At 72.5% G+C, this 13796-nt stretch carries 11 protein-coding genes; 10 read left to right on the top strand and 1 reads right to left on the bottom strand.

Features of this window, described 5'->3' with window-relative positions; genetic code table 11:
* Nucleotides 1-15: 15 nt before the first annotated feature.
* Nucleotides 16-1455, bottom strand: a complete 1440-nt coding sequence (locus ACWCXB_RS09075) for a long-chain-fatty-acid--CoA ligase (protein WP_450720625.1) — start codon at nt 1453-1455, stop codon at nt 16-18.
* A gap of 249 nt (nt 1456-1704) precedes the next feature.
* Between ACWCXB_RS09075 and ACWCXB_RS09080 the strand changes: the two genes are divergently transcribed.
* The 10 genes from ACWCXB_RS09080 to ACWCXB_RS09125 all read left to right on the top strand — a co-directional run bounded on the left by ACWCXB_RS09080 (nt 1705) and on the right by ACWCXB_RS09125 (nt 13608).
* The gene (locus ACWCXB_RS09080) at nt 1705-2466 is read left to right on the top strand and encodes an ABC transporter ATP-binding protein (RefSeq protein WP_450720627.1); all 762 of its coding nucleotides are present in this window, start codon (nt 1705-1707) and stop codon (nt 2464-2466) included.
* A complete protein-coding gene (locus tag ACWCXB_RS09085; RefSeq protein ID WP_450720628.1) occupies nt 2459-3199 on the top strand; it encodes an ABC transporter ATP-binding protein in 741 nt (246 codons plus the stop codon). Before ACWCXB_RS09080 ends, ACWCXB_RS09085 begins: the two co-directional genes overlap by 8 nt.
* 34 nt (nt 3200-3233) lie before the next feature.
* Complete coding sequence (locus ACWCXB_RS09090) at nt 3234-4484, top strand: ABC transporter substrate-binding protein (protein ID WP_450720630.1); 1251 nt, start codon at nt 3234-3236, stop codon at nt 4482-4484.
* A gap of 14 nt (nt 4485-4498) precedes the next feature.
* The gene (locus ACWCXB_RS09095) at nt 4499-5365 is read left to right on the top strand and encodes a branched-chain amino acid ABC transporter permease (protein ID WP_450720632.1); all 867 of its coding nucleotides are present in this window, start codon (nt 4499-4501) and stop codon (nt 5363-5365) included.
* Nucleotides 5362-6369 carry a branched-chain amino acid ABC transporter permease gene (locus ACWCXB_RS09100; protein WP_450720634.1) on the top strand — a complete coding sequence of 336 codons (1008 nt, stop codon included), beginning with the start codon at nt 5362-5364 and terminating at the stop codon, nt 6367-6369. The genes ACWCXB_RS09095 and ACWCXB_RS09100 overlap by 4 nt, the downstream gene beginning before the upstream one ends.
* A 15-nt stretch (nt 6370-6384) precedes the next feature.
* Nucleotides 6385-8205: a helix-turn-helix domain-containing protein gene (locus ACWCXB_RS09105; protein ID WP_450720636.1), complete on the top strand. Its 1821-nt coding sequence runs from the start codon at nt 6385-6387 to the stop codon at nt 8203-8205.
* A 33-nt stretch (nt 8206-8238) separates the two neighbouring features.
* Entirely contained in the window at nt 8239-8925 is a 687-nt protein-coding gene (locus ACWCXB_RS09110) for a FadR/GntR family transcriptional regulator (RefSeq protein WP_450720638.1), read from the top strand.
* Nucleotides 8922-10352, top strand: coding sequence for a hypothetical protein (locus ACWCXB_RS09115; protein ID WP_450720640.1), 1431 nt, complete (start codon nt 8922-8924; stop codon nt 10350-10352). The genes ACWCXB_RS09110 and ACWCXB_RS09115 overlap by 4 nt, the downstream gene beginning before the upstream one ends.
* Nucleotides 10349-12217 (top strand): FAD-dependent oxidoreductase, encoded by a 1869-nt coding sequence (locus tag ACWCXB_RS09120; RefSeq protein WP_450720642.1) that lies wholly within the window; start codon nt 10349-10351, stop codon nt 12215-12217. The genes ACWCXB_RS09115 and ACWCXB_RS09120 overlap by 4 nt, the downstream gene beginning before the upstream one ends.
* A 104-nt stretch (nt 12218-12321) precedes the next feature.
* Entirely contained in the window at nt 12322-13608 is a 1287-nt protein-coding gene (locus ACWCXB_RS09125) for an ATP-binding protein (protein ID WP_450720644.1), read from the top strand.
* The last annotated feature ends 188 nt before the right edge of the window (nt 13609-13796 follow it).

Raw genomic sequence — 13796 nt, forward strand, 5'->3', positions numbered from 1 at the left:
GGGCCCGTGCAGGCCCTAGGGGATCGGCAGCGCGGGCGGAGTGATCTCCCGCTTGAGGATCTTGCCGGTGGGTCCCTTCGGCAGCGCGTCGGTGATCCGCACCAGACGCGGGTACTTGTACGGAGCGACGCGCGCCTTGACGAACTCCCGCAGTTCGTCGGCGGCGACGGCCGCTGCGTGCCCCGGCTTGAGCGCGACCACGGCGGTCACTTCCTCGCCCAGCTCGGGATGCGGGGTGCCGAGCACCGCGGCCTCGGCGACCGCCGGATGCTCGTACAGCACCTCCTCGACCTCACGCGGGTAGATGTTGAACCCGCCGCGGATGATCATCTCCTTCTTGCGGCCGACGATCCGGAACAGTCCGTCGGGGTCGCGCACGCCCAGGTCGCCCGTGCGGAACCAGCCGTCCTGGATCGCCTCGGCGGTGGCATCGGGGCGGTTCCAGTAGCCCTTCATGATGTTGTGGCCGCTGATCACCACCTCGCCCGGCTGCCCGTCGGGAACCTCCCGTCCGGCGTCGTCCTGGATCCGGATGCGGACGCCCTCGATCGGCACGCCGATCGTCCCCGCCCGGCGCGGGCCCTCGGGCCGGTTGAAGGCGGCGACGGGCGACGTCTCCGACAGGCCGTAGCCCTCCAGCAGCGGGCAGTCGAACGCCTCCTCGAAGGCGTGCAGGATCTCCACGGGCATCGCCGCGCCCCCCGACGCGGCGAGCCGTAGATGTTCGCGGTGTGCGGTGGTCCGCGAGGGGTGGGCGAGCAGCGCCGCGTACATCGTCGGTACGCCCTCGAAGACGGTGACCCGGTCCCGCACCAGCATCTCCAGCGCCCGGCCCGCGTCGAAGCGCGGCAGCAGGGTGAGACAGGCGCCCGCCGCCACCGCGCAGTTGAGGGCGCAGGTCTGGCCGAAGGAGTGGAAGAGGGGGAGCCCGCCGAAGATGACGTCCTGCTCGGTGAGGCACAGCAGCGAGGCGTTGGCGGCGGTGACGTTCCGGAGCAGATTGCCGTGGGTGAGTTCGGCGCCCTTCGGTCGGCCCGTGGTGCCCGAGGTGTAGATGATGACGGCGGTGTCGTCGGGGGAGCGGTCGACGACATCGTCGTACGGCTCGTGCCCGGCCAGCACGGCCGGCCAGTCCGGCTCCCCGCCCAGCAGGTGCTCCGCGCCCGAGTCCGCCAGGTAGTAGTCGGTCTCCCGGTCCTTGAGCAGCGGGTTCATCGGCACGACGACACCGCCCGCCCGCAGGATGCCGTAGTACAGCACCGCGAACGCGGGCACATTGGGCAGGCACAGTCCGACCCGGTCGCCCGGACGGACACCGAGCGAGCGCACATACGATGCGGCGCGTGCGGCGTCCCGCTCCAGCCGCGCGTACGACACCACGTCGTCGTCCAGGCGCAGGGCGGGACGGCCGGGGTGCCGGGCAGCGGTGTCCGACAGCAGACGTGCGAGATTCACGAAACCCTCCGGGGCTGGGCGGTCGTGCGGCGGTACGAGGGCACGGAACCTCCAGGAAGCGTGGTGGTGACTGTCCGGTAACGTCCGACATCGTTCGCTGTCGCACGCACCGGGCGCCATGGAGCGGTTCCACGCTGTCGCGTCCGCAGGAGTGGAGACTTTCTCCGTCGTCGTGCGACGCGGCTCGTTCCTACGGTCTGAGCCACACCGGCGACCGCCGGTGTCGAACCCGGAACATTCGAGGTCGGCATGACCCTGAGCAGCCGCCCCGTCCTGGAAACCCGAGCGCTCACCAAGGACTACGGGGGTTTCACCGCCGTGGGCCCGGTCGATCTGCGGATCTCCGAAGGCACGGTGCATGCACTGGTGGGCCCCAACGGCGCGGGCAAGACCACGCTCTTCCATCTCCTCACCGGCCATGTGAAGCCCAGCGCCGGCCGGATCCTCCTCGGCGGCCACGACATCACGGGGCGCCCGCCCGAGCGCATCGCACGGCTCGGTGTGGCCCGCTCCTTCCAGGTCACCAGCCTCTTCGAGCACGCGAGTGCCGTGGAGCACCTGGAGCTGGCGCTGATGTCCGGCAGCCCGCTCGGCCGCGCCTTCTGGCGCTCGGACCGGGCCCTCGCCCGGCACCGCGAGCGGGCGCAGGAACTGCTCGACCAGGTGGGCCTCAGCCGCTGGGCGGACGAACCCGCGGGACGGCTTCCGTACGGGCGAGGACGCGCCCTGGAACTCGCCCTCGCGCTCGCCCTCGACCCGCGGCTGCTGCTGCTCGACGAACCGACCGCGGGCATGGGCGTCGAGGACGTCGAGCGGACGGTCGAGCTGATCGGCCGGGTCAGGGAGGGCCGCACGGTCGTGCTCGTCGAGCACAACATGCAGGTCGTCGCCTCGCTCGCGGACCGCGTCACCGTGCTGCAGCGGGGCCGCATCCTGGCCGAAGGCCCGTACGACGAGGTGCGCGCCGACGAGCGGGTCGTCGAGGCATATCTGGGGGCGGGCCATGAGTGACGCCGCCACCGCCCGGCCCGAACCGACCGCGCCCGCCCCGGCGCTGAGCGTTGGGGGCCTCGACGCCTTCTACGGGCAGGCCCAGGCCCTGCACCAGGTGTCCCTGGATGTCGCCCCGGGCGAGATCGCCACCCTCGTCGGCCGCAACGGCGCAGGCAAGACGACCCTCCTGCGCTGCGTCATGGGCCTGCACCGGCAGGCCACCGGGCGCATCGCCCTTGCCGGCCGGAGCGTCGACCGGCTCCCCGCCCACCGCCGCGCTCGCCTCGGCCTCGGCCACGTCCCCGACGACCGCGGTATCTACGCAGGGCTCAGCGTCGAGGAGCATCTCGCCCTCCCGTACAGCGACCGGGCGCATGGCTGGCCGCTGGAGCGCGTGCACGACACCTTCCCCGTGCTGGCCGAGCGCCGTCGCACCCCGGCCGCCCGGCTCTCGGGCGGTGAGCAGCAACTCCTCGCACTGGCACGGGTGTTGCGGATGGGTTCGCGGATCATGCTGTGCGACGAGCCGACCGAGGGCCTGGCCCCCGTCATGGTCCAGCGCATCGGCGAAGTCCTGCGCGAGGCCAAACGGCACGGCGTGACCGTGCTCCTCGTCGAGCAGAACCTCCGATTCGCCGTCACCGTCGCCGACCGGCACCACCTCCTCGACCGCGGCCGCGTCGTCGAGTCCCTGGACAACTCCGTCGTACGCGACCGGGAGCACGAACTCCTCGACCGCCTCGGCCTGTAGCTCACCCTTGCGCACCACCCTCGAAAGGAATGCCATGACCCACGTTCGGCATGCCCTCACGGCCTCGGCCGCGGCGACCGTGCTCCTCGCCACCCTGGCCGGCTGCGGCGGAGGCGGCCCGCAGTCCTCCGGCGGAAAGGTCAGCGGCGGCAAGGTCACCCTCGGAGTCGTCACCGACCTGTCCGGCGTCTACGCCTCGCTGTCCGGCCCCGGCTCCGTCGAGGCCGTGAAGATGGCCGTCGACGACTACCGGAAGAAGTACGGCGACAAAGCCGTCGCCAAGGACATCGAGGTCCTGTCCGCCGACCACCAGAACAAGCCTGAGACGGCCTCGACGAAGGCCCGTGAGCTGTACGAACGCAAGGGCGCCGACGCGCTCTTCGACGTCCCGACCTCCTCCGCAGCCCTGGCCGTGCAGACCGTCGCCGGTCAGGCGAAGAAGCTGTACTTCAACGTCGGCGCCGCGACCCCCGAACTCACCGGCAAGGCCTGCAACCCGTACACCTACGCCTGGGCGTACGACGCGTACATGCTCGCCCACGGCACCGGCTCTACCGTCACGGCGGAGGGCGGCAAGAGCTGGTACCTGCTCTACCCGGACTACGCCTTCGGCGAGGCGATGAGCGCCGGATTCGAGGCGGCGGTCAAGGGCGCCGGCGGCACGGTCGTCCAGAAGGACCCGACCCCCTTCCCCAACGACAACTTCTCCACGTTCCTCCTCAAGGCCTCGTCGATGAAGCCCGAGCCGCAGGTCCTCGGCGTCCTCCAGGCGGGCGGCGACCTGGTCAACGTCGTCAAGCAGTACGACCAGTTCAAGCTGAAGGACAAGGGCATCGGCCTCGCCATAGGGCTGATCTCCGACACCGACATCCAGGCGATCGGCGCCGACAAGCTGGTCGGCGCCCAGTTCACCAGCGCCTGGTGGTGGAACATGGACGCGAAGGCCAAGGCCTGGTCGAAGGGCTTCACGGAGCGCACCGGCAAGGTGCCCAGCTTCGACCACGCCGGCAACTACTCCGCCGCCACCCAGTACCTGGAAGCGGTCCAGCGGGCCGGCACCGACGACCCCGCCGCCGTACGGGGGCAGCTCGACGGCATGGAGTTCGAGGACGTCTTCGCCCGCCATGCCACGGTCCGCGCCGCCGACCACCGGGTCACGCACGACGCCTACCTGGCCCGCGTGAAGGAGCCCGGCGGCGACGAGGCCGACACCACCGAGCTGGTCAGTACGATCCCGGCCGCGCAGGCCTTCGCGCCGGCCGACCCGGCGTGCAAGCTGTCATGACGGCCCAATTCACCTTGACAGGCAGCCTTCAGCAGGCTTTCAACGGGCTGGTCAGCGGCGGCTTCTACGCGCTGCTGGCCCTCGGCCTCGCCGTCATCTTCGGCATGCTCCGGGTCATCAACTTCGCCCACGGCGCCGTCTACACCCTCGGAGCCTTCGGCGCGGTGTGGCTCGCGGACGCCGCCGGGCTCGGCTTCTGGTGGGCGCTGCTGCTCGTCCCGCTCGCGCTGGGGGCCGCAGGGGTCGTCGTGGAGCGCACGCTCATCCGGCGGATCGCCGATCTCGATCCGCTCTACGGCTTCCTGCTGACCTTCGGCATCGCGCTGGTCTGCCAGGACCTCCTGAGGGCGGAGTACGGCTCGGCGTCCCGGCCGTACACGAGCGGGCCCTTCCCCGGTTCGCTCGACCTCGGCGCCTTCACTTTCCCCGCGTACCAGGTCTTCGCCCTCGGCGTCTCGGCGGTGGCGTGCTGTGCGGTGTGGCTGCTCCTCGCCCGTACGAAGGCGGGCACGATCGTGCGGGCCGCCACCGAACGCCCCGAACTGACCCGCTCCCTGGGCATCGACACGGGCCGCTGGGTCACCCCCGTCTTCGGCTTCGGGGTCGCGCTCGCCGCCTTCGCCGGGGTCCTCGCGGCGCCCATGCGCGCCGTCAACTCCCAGATGGGCGCGGACCTCGTCATCACCGTCTTCGCCGTCGTCGTCATCGGCGGCCTCGGCTCGGTGCCGGGGGCTGTCGCCGCGGGCTTCGCCATCGGCATGCTCCAGGCGCTCGGCAACCTCTATGTCCCCGCGCTGTCACAGACCTCGGTGTTCCTGCTGATGGCCGTCGTACTGCTGGCCCGCCCGGCCGGACTGTTCGGCAAGGAAGGGCTCACGTGATCGTCAAGTACGTCGTGGAGCGCGGCGGCCTGCCGCTGTTCGTCGCCGGGCTCCTGGGTGCGCTCGCCCTGCCCTGGCTGCTGTACCCGCCCGTCGCCACCGACATCCTGTGCTGGGCGCTGTTCGCCGTGGCGCTGGACCTGCTCATCGGATACGCCGGACTGCTCTCGTTCGGTCACGCGGCCTTCTGGGGTGCGTCGGCGTACGCGACCGGGCTCATCGCGATCCACACCGGCCTGCCGTTCCCGGTCGCCGTAATCGGCGGGGCGCTGGTCGCGGCCGCTCTTGCCCTGCCGATCGGCTACCTCGCCGTACGCCGCACCGGCATCTACTTCGCGATGGTCACGCTCGCCTTTGCCCAGCTCGTCTACTTCACCGCCAACCAGTGGAAGGACGTGACCGGCGGCGAGAACGGCCTGCAGGCCATCCCGCGCAACCTCCCCGGCGTCGACCTGAACGACAGCTTCGTCTTCTACTACGCCGCCCTGCCGCTGGTGCTCCTCGCTTTCTTCGCCGCCTGGCGGACCGTGCGCTCACCCTTCGGCCGGGTCCTCACCGCCGTACGGGACAACCCCGAGCGGACACGCGCCCTCGGCTACGGCGCCGACCGCTACCGGCTCGCGGCCTTCACCGGATCCGCCTTCCTCACCGGGATCGCCGGCGGACTGTACGCGATCAACCACGGCTTCGCCTCGCTCCAGGAGGTCTACTGGACCACCTCCGGCAAGGCTGTGGTCATGGTGCTGCTCGGCGGCATCGGCACGCTGTGGGGTCCTGTCGTGGGCGCCGCCGTCGTCGTACGGCTGGAGGACTGGCTGTCCACGGCGGGCTTCGAGTCCGTCCAACTCGTCACCGGCGCGGTCTTCATCGGGGCGGTGCTGCTGCTGAGGCGCGGAGTGTGGGGCACGGCGGCCGGTCTCCTGACCCCGCTCATGGAGAAAACCTCCACCGCAGCACGGCCAGTCACGGAGGATGCGTCCATATCGGAGAAACAGCGGGTGTGAGGTATCACTGGCCATGTGACGACGACGCACACGCCCACCGGGTCCCTGCTCCGACTCCTGCGGGAGGAGGCGGACGAATCGGCGTTCCACGCAGTCGAGGCGGACGGGCCGCTGGTCGACGACGCCCTGGAGATACGCTCCCGGCTCGCCGCCCACCGCCGCCGCGAGGCCGCGCTCGCCGGGCTCTACGAGACGGCAGGCGACCTCGCCTCGCTGCGCGACCTGGAGGACGTCCTGCAGGCGATCGTCCGCCGGGCGCGCACCCTCGTCGGCACGGACGTCGCGTATCTGCTGCTCTCCGACCCGGAGGCGGGCGACACGTACGTCCGCGTCACCGACGGCATCACGACCGAGCCTTTCAAGAACGGGCGGCTCGCGGTCGGCACCGGGCTCGGCGGGCTCGTCGCCGAGACCGCCCAGCCCTACCACACGGCCGACTACCCCAACGACGAGCGCTTCGCCCACTCCGACTACGTGGACGGAGTCATCGCCGCCGAGGGGCTGGTGGCCATCCAGGGCGTGCCGCTGAAGTTCGGCGACCAGGTGTACGGCGTGCTGTTCGTCGCCAACCGGCGCGTACGGCCGTTCTCGCCCGAGGAGGTCGAACTGCTCATCTCGCTGGCGAACCATGCCGCGCTGGCCATCGAGAACGCCACACTCTTCGAGGAGGTGCGCAAGGCCGCCGCCGTCCACGAGCGGCTGACCGCGGTCGCCCTGGAGGGCGGCGGGGCCGCCGGGCTCGCGCAGGCCCTCGCCGAGGTGCTGCGCGGCAGTGTCCTGGTGCTCGACGCGCACGACCGCCCGCTGGCGGCCGCAGGCGAGGAGCCGCCGGAACCGGCTTCGTGGAAACGGGAGCTGAGCGAATTACGTGCCCGGCGGGCCTCCGTGACCCGCGGGGGCATGTGCGTCACCCCCATCGTCGCGGTCGGCGAACACCTGGGCACGCTCTTCTTCGTACGCGACGGACTCGACGCCACCGATGTCCACGCCCTCGAACGGGCCGCCCAGTCGGCCGCGTTGATGCTGCTCGGGGAGCGGTCGGTCGCCGAGGCCGAGCAGCGGCTGCGCGGCGAGATCCTCGACGACCTGCTGGGCGCGCCACACCGCGACCCCGACGGGCTGCGCCGCAGGGCCGCTCTCGTCGGTCTCGACCTGGAGGAGGCGCACACCGTGCTGGCGGCGCGTGGCGAGGACCCCGACCGCCGACGCCGGATCACGGAACTGGCGAGCGTGCACGCCGGGCGGCTCGGCGGGATCGCGGGCGAGTACGGCGGCAACACCGTCGTGGTCCTGCCCGGCGCCGACGCCCCGGGCAGGGCCGCCCGCACCCTCGCCGAGGTCCTGACCGCCGGGAGCGGCGGGGGCAGGGTGACCGTGGGTGCGGAGGCCGCCGTGCCGGGCGCGGCGGCCGTGGTCGAGGCGCACCGCGACGCCGCCCGCTGTCTGGACGTGCTGCTCGCTCTCGACCGGGCGGGGGAGGGCGCCTGCCGCGACGAGCTGGGCATCCACGGCATCCTGCTCGGTCAGGCGGACCGCCGCGAGCTGGACCGATTCGTGGCCCGGACGATCGGGCCGCTCGTGGAGCACGACGCGGCGCGCGGGAGCGAACTCGTCCGTACGGCGCTGGAGTACTTCGCCTGCGACGGCAATCTGTCGCGCACCGCCGCCGCCCTGTACGTCCACGTCAACACGCTCTACCAGCGCATCGACCGGATCTCGGTGCTCATCGGGAAGCAGTGGCGCCACGGCGACCAGGCGCTGCAGGTGCATCTCGCGCTGAAGACGTATGCGGCACGTCCTGACAAGCCATTGACTTCGCCAACTCGCATTGGTTGAGTGGCTCATCCACTGAGCCACGGGAGGAATGGCGTGGAGGCACTGCCCCGCGAAACCATCGTCGATGTCCTGGAAAGCCGACTGCGTGAGGACATCCTCACCGGGCGGCACCCGGCCGGCAGCTATCTCCCGCCGGAGCGCCGGCTCGCCGACGGCTACGGAGTCACCCGGACCACCCTCAAGCACGCCTTCGGCCGGCTCGTCCAGGCCGGACTCCTGGAGACCCGGCACGGGGTCGGCACGCGAGTGCGCGACTACGCGCGGCTCGGCGGCGCCGATCTGCTGCCCATGCTCGTGCGCCACAGCCCCGACTGGATCGGCGAGATCTTCGAAGTGCGCCGCAGCATCGGCGCGTTGATCGCCGAGCGGGCGGCCGCCCGTGCGACCGGACAGCACCGGACCGAGCTGCGCACCCTGTTGGACGCGGTCCGGGAGGCCGAAGGCGGCGACGCGGTGCAGCTCGCCGACATCGAGGTGCACCGGGCACTGGCCCGCGCCACCGGCAACCGTGTCTACGTCCTGCTGACCAACACCCTCTTCAACGCCTATCTGCCGGTGCGGGCCGCGCTCGTGGGCCCCTTCGTCGACGCCGGCGTCGCGTACGGGCGGCTGGAGCCGGTGGTCGACGCGGTGGCGGCCGGAGACGAGTGCGGCGCGCGGCGTGCTGCCGAGGAGTATCTGACGGCGACCGAGCGGATCATGCTGGAGGGTCTCGCATGAGCAGCAGCGACCGTAAGGGCACGAGCACGAGCAGGGGCACACGAGGCACCTCGTTCAGCGAGACGATGCTCGGCACGGTCCGGCTGGACGGCGAGGACCGGACCCGCAAGGTCCGCCTCGATCTCCAGGTGTCGGCGGACCGCGTCATGCGGCTTCTCGGCACCACCGAGGCGCGGACCACGGGCCGGATACGCATCGCCGGATGGGCCGACGACCCCCGCGCCGAGGGGGAGTTGGAGATCTCGCCGGTGGCCCGGCGGCGTATCCGCTACCGCATCTCGTTCACCGCCGACGGCCGCCGCCTCACCCTCGACGGCTGGAAGTCCGTGACCGCGCGCAGACCGCTCGCGTCGATGACCGTTCTGCCGTACTCGCTGTACGAGGACGGGGTGCAGGTCGGAGCGGGCACACTGCGCTTCCCGGTGACCACGCGGCTCCTGCCGTTCCTGGCGAGCTTCCGCTTCCCGCGGAGCGAGAACCCGCAAGCACTGATGGCCCCCCGCTGGAACGGCGAGCCCGGCCGCACCGAGGTCTGGTACACGACGCTCACCGACCCGGCGACCGGCACCGGGCTCTGGCTCCACCACGAACTCACCGCGCCCGCAGACGGATCCGAGCCGTACGCGCACGGCTGGGCCGCGGTGTTCCCGAAGGACGCGCCGGTACGGCACGCCCGCTTCGGCCCCGCCAAGTGGACCGGGGGCGAGGCCGGCTTCGCCGCGGACGGGGTGTCCGCCCTGCCCGGACGGCTAACCGGCTCGGCCGGCGCTCTGCGCTGGGACCTCGCAGAACAGGCCGCGGACACGCCGCTCTTCACCTTTCCCCGCTGGTCCTGGCGCCGCCCCCTCCTGCCGGCCGCCCAGATCCTGCCGGCCGCACGGTCCTCGTACGACGGGACCTTCACGTACGACGACACGACCCTGACGCTCGACGGGGCGCCCGGAGCCTCCGCCCGGATCTACGGCCACGGCAACGCCCGCCGCTGGGCCTGGTTGCACGCGGACCTGGGCGGCGGGGACGTCCTGGAGATCGTCGCCGCGGTCTCCATGCGGCCCGGCCTGCGACGCCTGCCGCCCCTGGTCTTCCTGCGCCTGCGCCGGGGCGGCCGCACCTGGCCGCGCAGGCCGGAGCGTACAGCCGTCGGCTGGGCAGGACCCGGTCGCTTCCGCGCCGCCATCGGGCTGCCGGTGTGGACCGTGACCGGGCGTGCGGGACTGCGCCGCATCCGCGTCGAGGTCACCCAGCCCGAGAACCGCACCCTCGCCCTCGACTACACCGACCCGGACGGTGCACAGGCGGTCTGCCGCAACAGCGAGAGCGCGGACGCGGTGGTGCTGCTGGAGCGCTGGTGGTGGCCGGGCGGCTGGCGTACGGAGGCGGAGTGGACCCTGAAGGGCACGGCTCACGCGGAGGTGGGCACCCGATGAGCCTCGGTGGACTGGTGGCCGCCCTGATCGCCGACGACGGCCCGGCGAACGGCACGACCGACGACACCGTCACCGGCGGCGACTGGCCCGCACGCGTACCCCGGAGGCTGGAGACGGTCCTCGACTCGATGCCGTACCCCGCGCGCGCCGGTGTACGGGGCGCGGCCCGCGCCATCGACGCGTACGCCGTGGCACGGACCGGCCGCAGGCTCGCCGCGCTCACCGGCGCCGAGCGGGAGGCCGTGCTCGGCGGCCTCGGCGCACGCCCCGCGCTCCTGCCCCTGCTCGACGTGCTCAAAGTGCCTGTGCTGCTTGCCGCCGGGACCGAGCGGATGCTCCAACAGGGCCTTCGGAAACCGTCATTGACCCGAAAGGATCCTCCGCTCGACTGCACGCCCGCCGATGCGTGGCCCGCGCGCTCCACCACGGATGCCGTCGTGATCGGCTCCGGGGCCGGCGGTGCGATGGCCGCGCGCACACTGGCGCGGGCCGGGCTGCGTGTCGTCGTGCTCGAGGAGGGACAGCACCACTCCACCGAGTCGTTCGGGCGGCGCACCCCGCTCGACCGGTTCGCGGAGCTCTACCGCGACGGCGGCGCCACCGTCGCCCTGGGCAGCCCGCCCCTGCTGCTGCCTGTGGGCCGGGCCGTCGGCGGCACCACCGTCGTCAACTCCGGCACCTGCTACCGCACTCCCGGCCATGTCCTCGCGCGCTGGTCGAAGGACTACGGCTTCGCGCTCGCCGACCGCTTCGGCCCGTACCTCGACGAGGTCGAGCGCACCCTGCACGTGGCCCCCCAGCCCCTCGACGTCCTCGGCAACAACGGCCGGATCGCCCTCACCGGAGCCGAGCGCCTCGACTGGCGCGCCGCGCCCCTGCGCCGCAACGCGCCCGGCTGCAAAGGCTCCTGTCAGTGCGTCGTGGGGTGCCCGACCGGCGCGAAACAGAGCGTGCAGCTCTCCGTGCTCCCCGACGCCTGCGCCGCGGGCGCCCGGATCGTCACCGGCGCACAGGTGCGGCGGATCCTCGTGGACGGCGACCGCCCCGGAGGCCCGCGTGCGGCGGGCGTACGCGTACGACGGGAGGGAGGCGGCGAGTTCGAGATCCTCGCCCCGCTCGTCGTCGTCGCCGCGGGCGCCCTGCAGTCACCGCCCTTGCTGCGCCGCTCGGGGCTCGGCGGACACCCGCGCACCGGCCGCAATCTCAGTGTCCACCCGGCCACCAGCGTCGCCGGGCGCTTCCCCGAGCCGGTCACCGCCTGGGAGGGCGTCCTCCAGAGCGTGGGCGTCGAGGAGCACCACGACGGCGGCGTACTCATCGAGGCCACCGCGACCCCGCCCGGCATGGGCTCCTTCGTCCTGCCCGGACTCGGCAGCGAGCTCCGGCGCGAACTGGAGGACGCCGACCGGCTGGCCACCCTCGGCGCCATGATCGCCGACCGTCCGTCGGGCCGCGTCATCGGCCGTGACCGCACCCTCCTCCGCTACGACCTCGACCGCCGTGACGCGGGCCGCCTGATGCGGGCCGTGCGCGCCATGGGCGAGCTGCTGTTCGCCGCCGGAGCCGATGAGGTCCTCACCGGCATCCCCATGGCCCCGCGCGCCCGCACCCTCGCCGTACTGGACGACATCCTCGCCCGCGTGGGTCCGCGGCACCTGCACCTCTCCGCGTACCACCCCACGGGGACGGTCGCCGCCGGCGTCGACCCGCAGCGATTCCCGGCCGATGCGACGGGACGGCTGCGCGGCGTGCACGGGGTGCTGGTCGCGGACGCCTCCGTGCTGCCCGGCTGCCCCGAGGTCAACCCGCAGCTGAGCATCATGGCGGCGGCGCTCGCGGTCACCGAGGCCCACCTGGAGCGGTGAGACCGGGGACGGGGCGGTGAGACCGCGGGCGGTCGGACCGGCCGGCAGCCTCGACGGGTCGCAGGGCACGTACCAGGAGAAAATGGCCCCGTGAGGTGAGGACGATGGCTCCGTGGCGGGTCCGGGATCTGGAGGAAGGCGACCTCGACCAGGTGGTGCGCATCTGGGAGGAGGCCCGTGACACCCCTGCGGACCCGGCCGTGACGCTCGCCGAGGTGGTCAGCGCCATCCGGGTGGACACGCCCGCGGTCGTCGCCGTGGTGGGGGACGAGGTCGTCGGTGCCGCGGTGTCCTCGACGGCGCAGGAACGCGCCTGGGTACTGCGGCTGGCCATCGCCAGGCAGTGGCGTCACCACGGCATCGGGTCCGCGCTGCTGGCCGCCCTCGAGGAGCGGCTGGCCCATGCGGGAGTGCGCCGCATAGGGGCGCTGCTGCCGCGAGGGGAGGCCGGCGAGCAGGCGTTCGTGAACTCGGGGTACACCGGCCGACCCGATCTCAGCTACTTCGAGAAGGTGCTGTCCGCGGATTCGGCGGAGGCCACCCTGCTGGAACAGCTCGGCGGCGCGGTGCCCGAAGCCGGGCTTTGGGACCACATCGCGGGGATGGACGGGGAGAAGAGCCTGATCGAGCGGCGGCTCGTGCTGCCGCTGGAGCATCCGCTGGACGCGGAGCGCTTCAAGCTTGCGCCGCCTCGTGCCGTGGTGCTGTTCGGGCCACCGGGCACGGGCAAGACCACGTTCGCCCGGGCGGTGGCCTCCCGGCTGCGCTGGGCCTTCATCGAGGTGTTCCCCTATCAGCTCGCCGCCGAGCCGCACGGGGTGGCCGCCGGTCTGCGGCAGCTCTTCTCACGGGTCGACCACCTGGAGCAGGTGGTGCTCTTCTTCGACGAGGCCGAGGAGATCGCCTCCGAGCGGCGTGATCCGACCACGCTGGCCCACCGCGTCACCAACGAGCTCCTCAAGCTCATCCCGCAGTTCCGCCGCAGGGATCGCAGACTGCTCATCTGCGCGACCAACGCGGTCCGTAGCCTGGACCCGGCCTTCCTGCGGCCGGGACGGTTCGACTACCTCATCCCGGTCGGCCCGCCGGACGCCGATGCCCGGCGCGCCATCTGGACCCGCTACATCGGGCCCGACCGGTCCGCGGCGATCGACCTCGACGCGCTCGTCGAGGCCAGCGGCCGGTTCACCCCCGCGGACATCGAGTACGCGGCACGCACCGCCGCGCAGAGCGCCTTCGAACGGCACCTGGCTGCGGGCCCGCAACAGCCCGAGGACCCGGCCCGGCTCACCGACGACTACCTGCAGGCGATCGCACACACCCGCACCTCACTCACGGAAGAGGACATCCGTGCCTTCGACCGCGACCTGAGGGCCGCGGCCCGCGTGTGAGCCGCAGACCCCCTCGGCGGGTGCGTCGTTCGGCCCGATCCCGGATCCGTTCGGGCCCTCGGCCGACCCGAACGGCCCATGCCCTCGGCGTGCCCGTGGGCGCAGGCTGGTGGCGTGAACGAGGCCGGTGGCCCCGCGCGAGGCCGTGGGCCCGCCCGAGGAGTCACTGCCGGTGCCCGGACCTGGGA

It is taken from the genome of Streptomyces sp. NPDC001514 (assembly GCF_053597075.1).

What these genes read in the sequence shown, in the direction of transcription:
- ACWCXB_RS09080 (WP_450720627.1), top strand. Translation starts at nt 1,705, where the DNA reads ATGACCCTGAGCAGCCGCCCCGTCCTGGAAACCCGAGCGCTCACCAAG.
- ACWCXB_RS09125 (WP_450720644.1), top strand. Translation starts at nt 12,322, where the DNA reads ATGGCTCCGTGGCGGGTCCGGGATCTGGAGGAAGGCGACCTCGACCAG.
- ACWCXB_RS09120 (WP_450720642.1), top strand. Translation starts at nt 10,349, where the DNA reads ATGAGCCTCGGTGGACTGGTGGCCGCCCTGATCGCCGACGACGGCCCG.
- ACWCXB_RS09115 (WP_450720640.1), top strand. Translation starts at nt 8,922, where the DNA reads ATGAGCAGCAGCGACCGTAAGGGCACGAGCACGAGCAGGGGCACACGA.
- ACWCXB_RS09090 (WP_450720630.1), top strand. Translation starts at nt 3,234, where the DNA reads ATGACCCACGTTCGGCATGCCCTCACGGCCTCGGCCGCGGCGACCGTG.
- ACWCXB_RS09085 (WP_450720628.1), top strand. Translation starts at nt 2,459, where the DNA reads ATGAGTGACGCCGCCACCGCCCGGCCCGAACCGACCGCGCCCGCCCCG.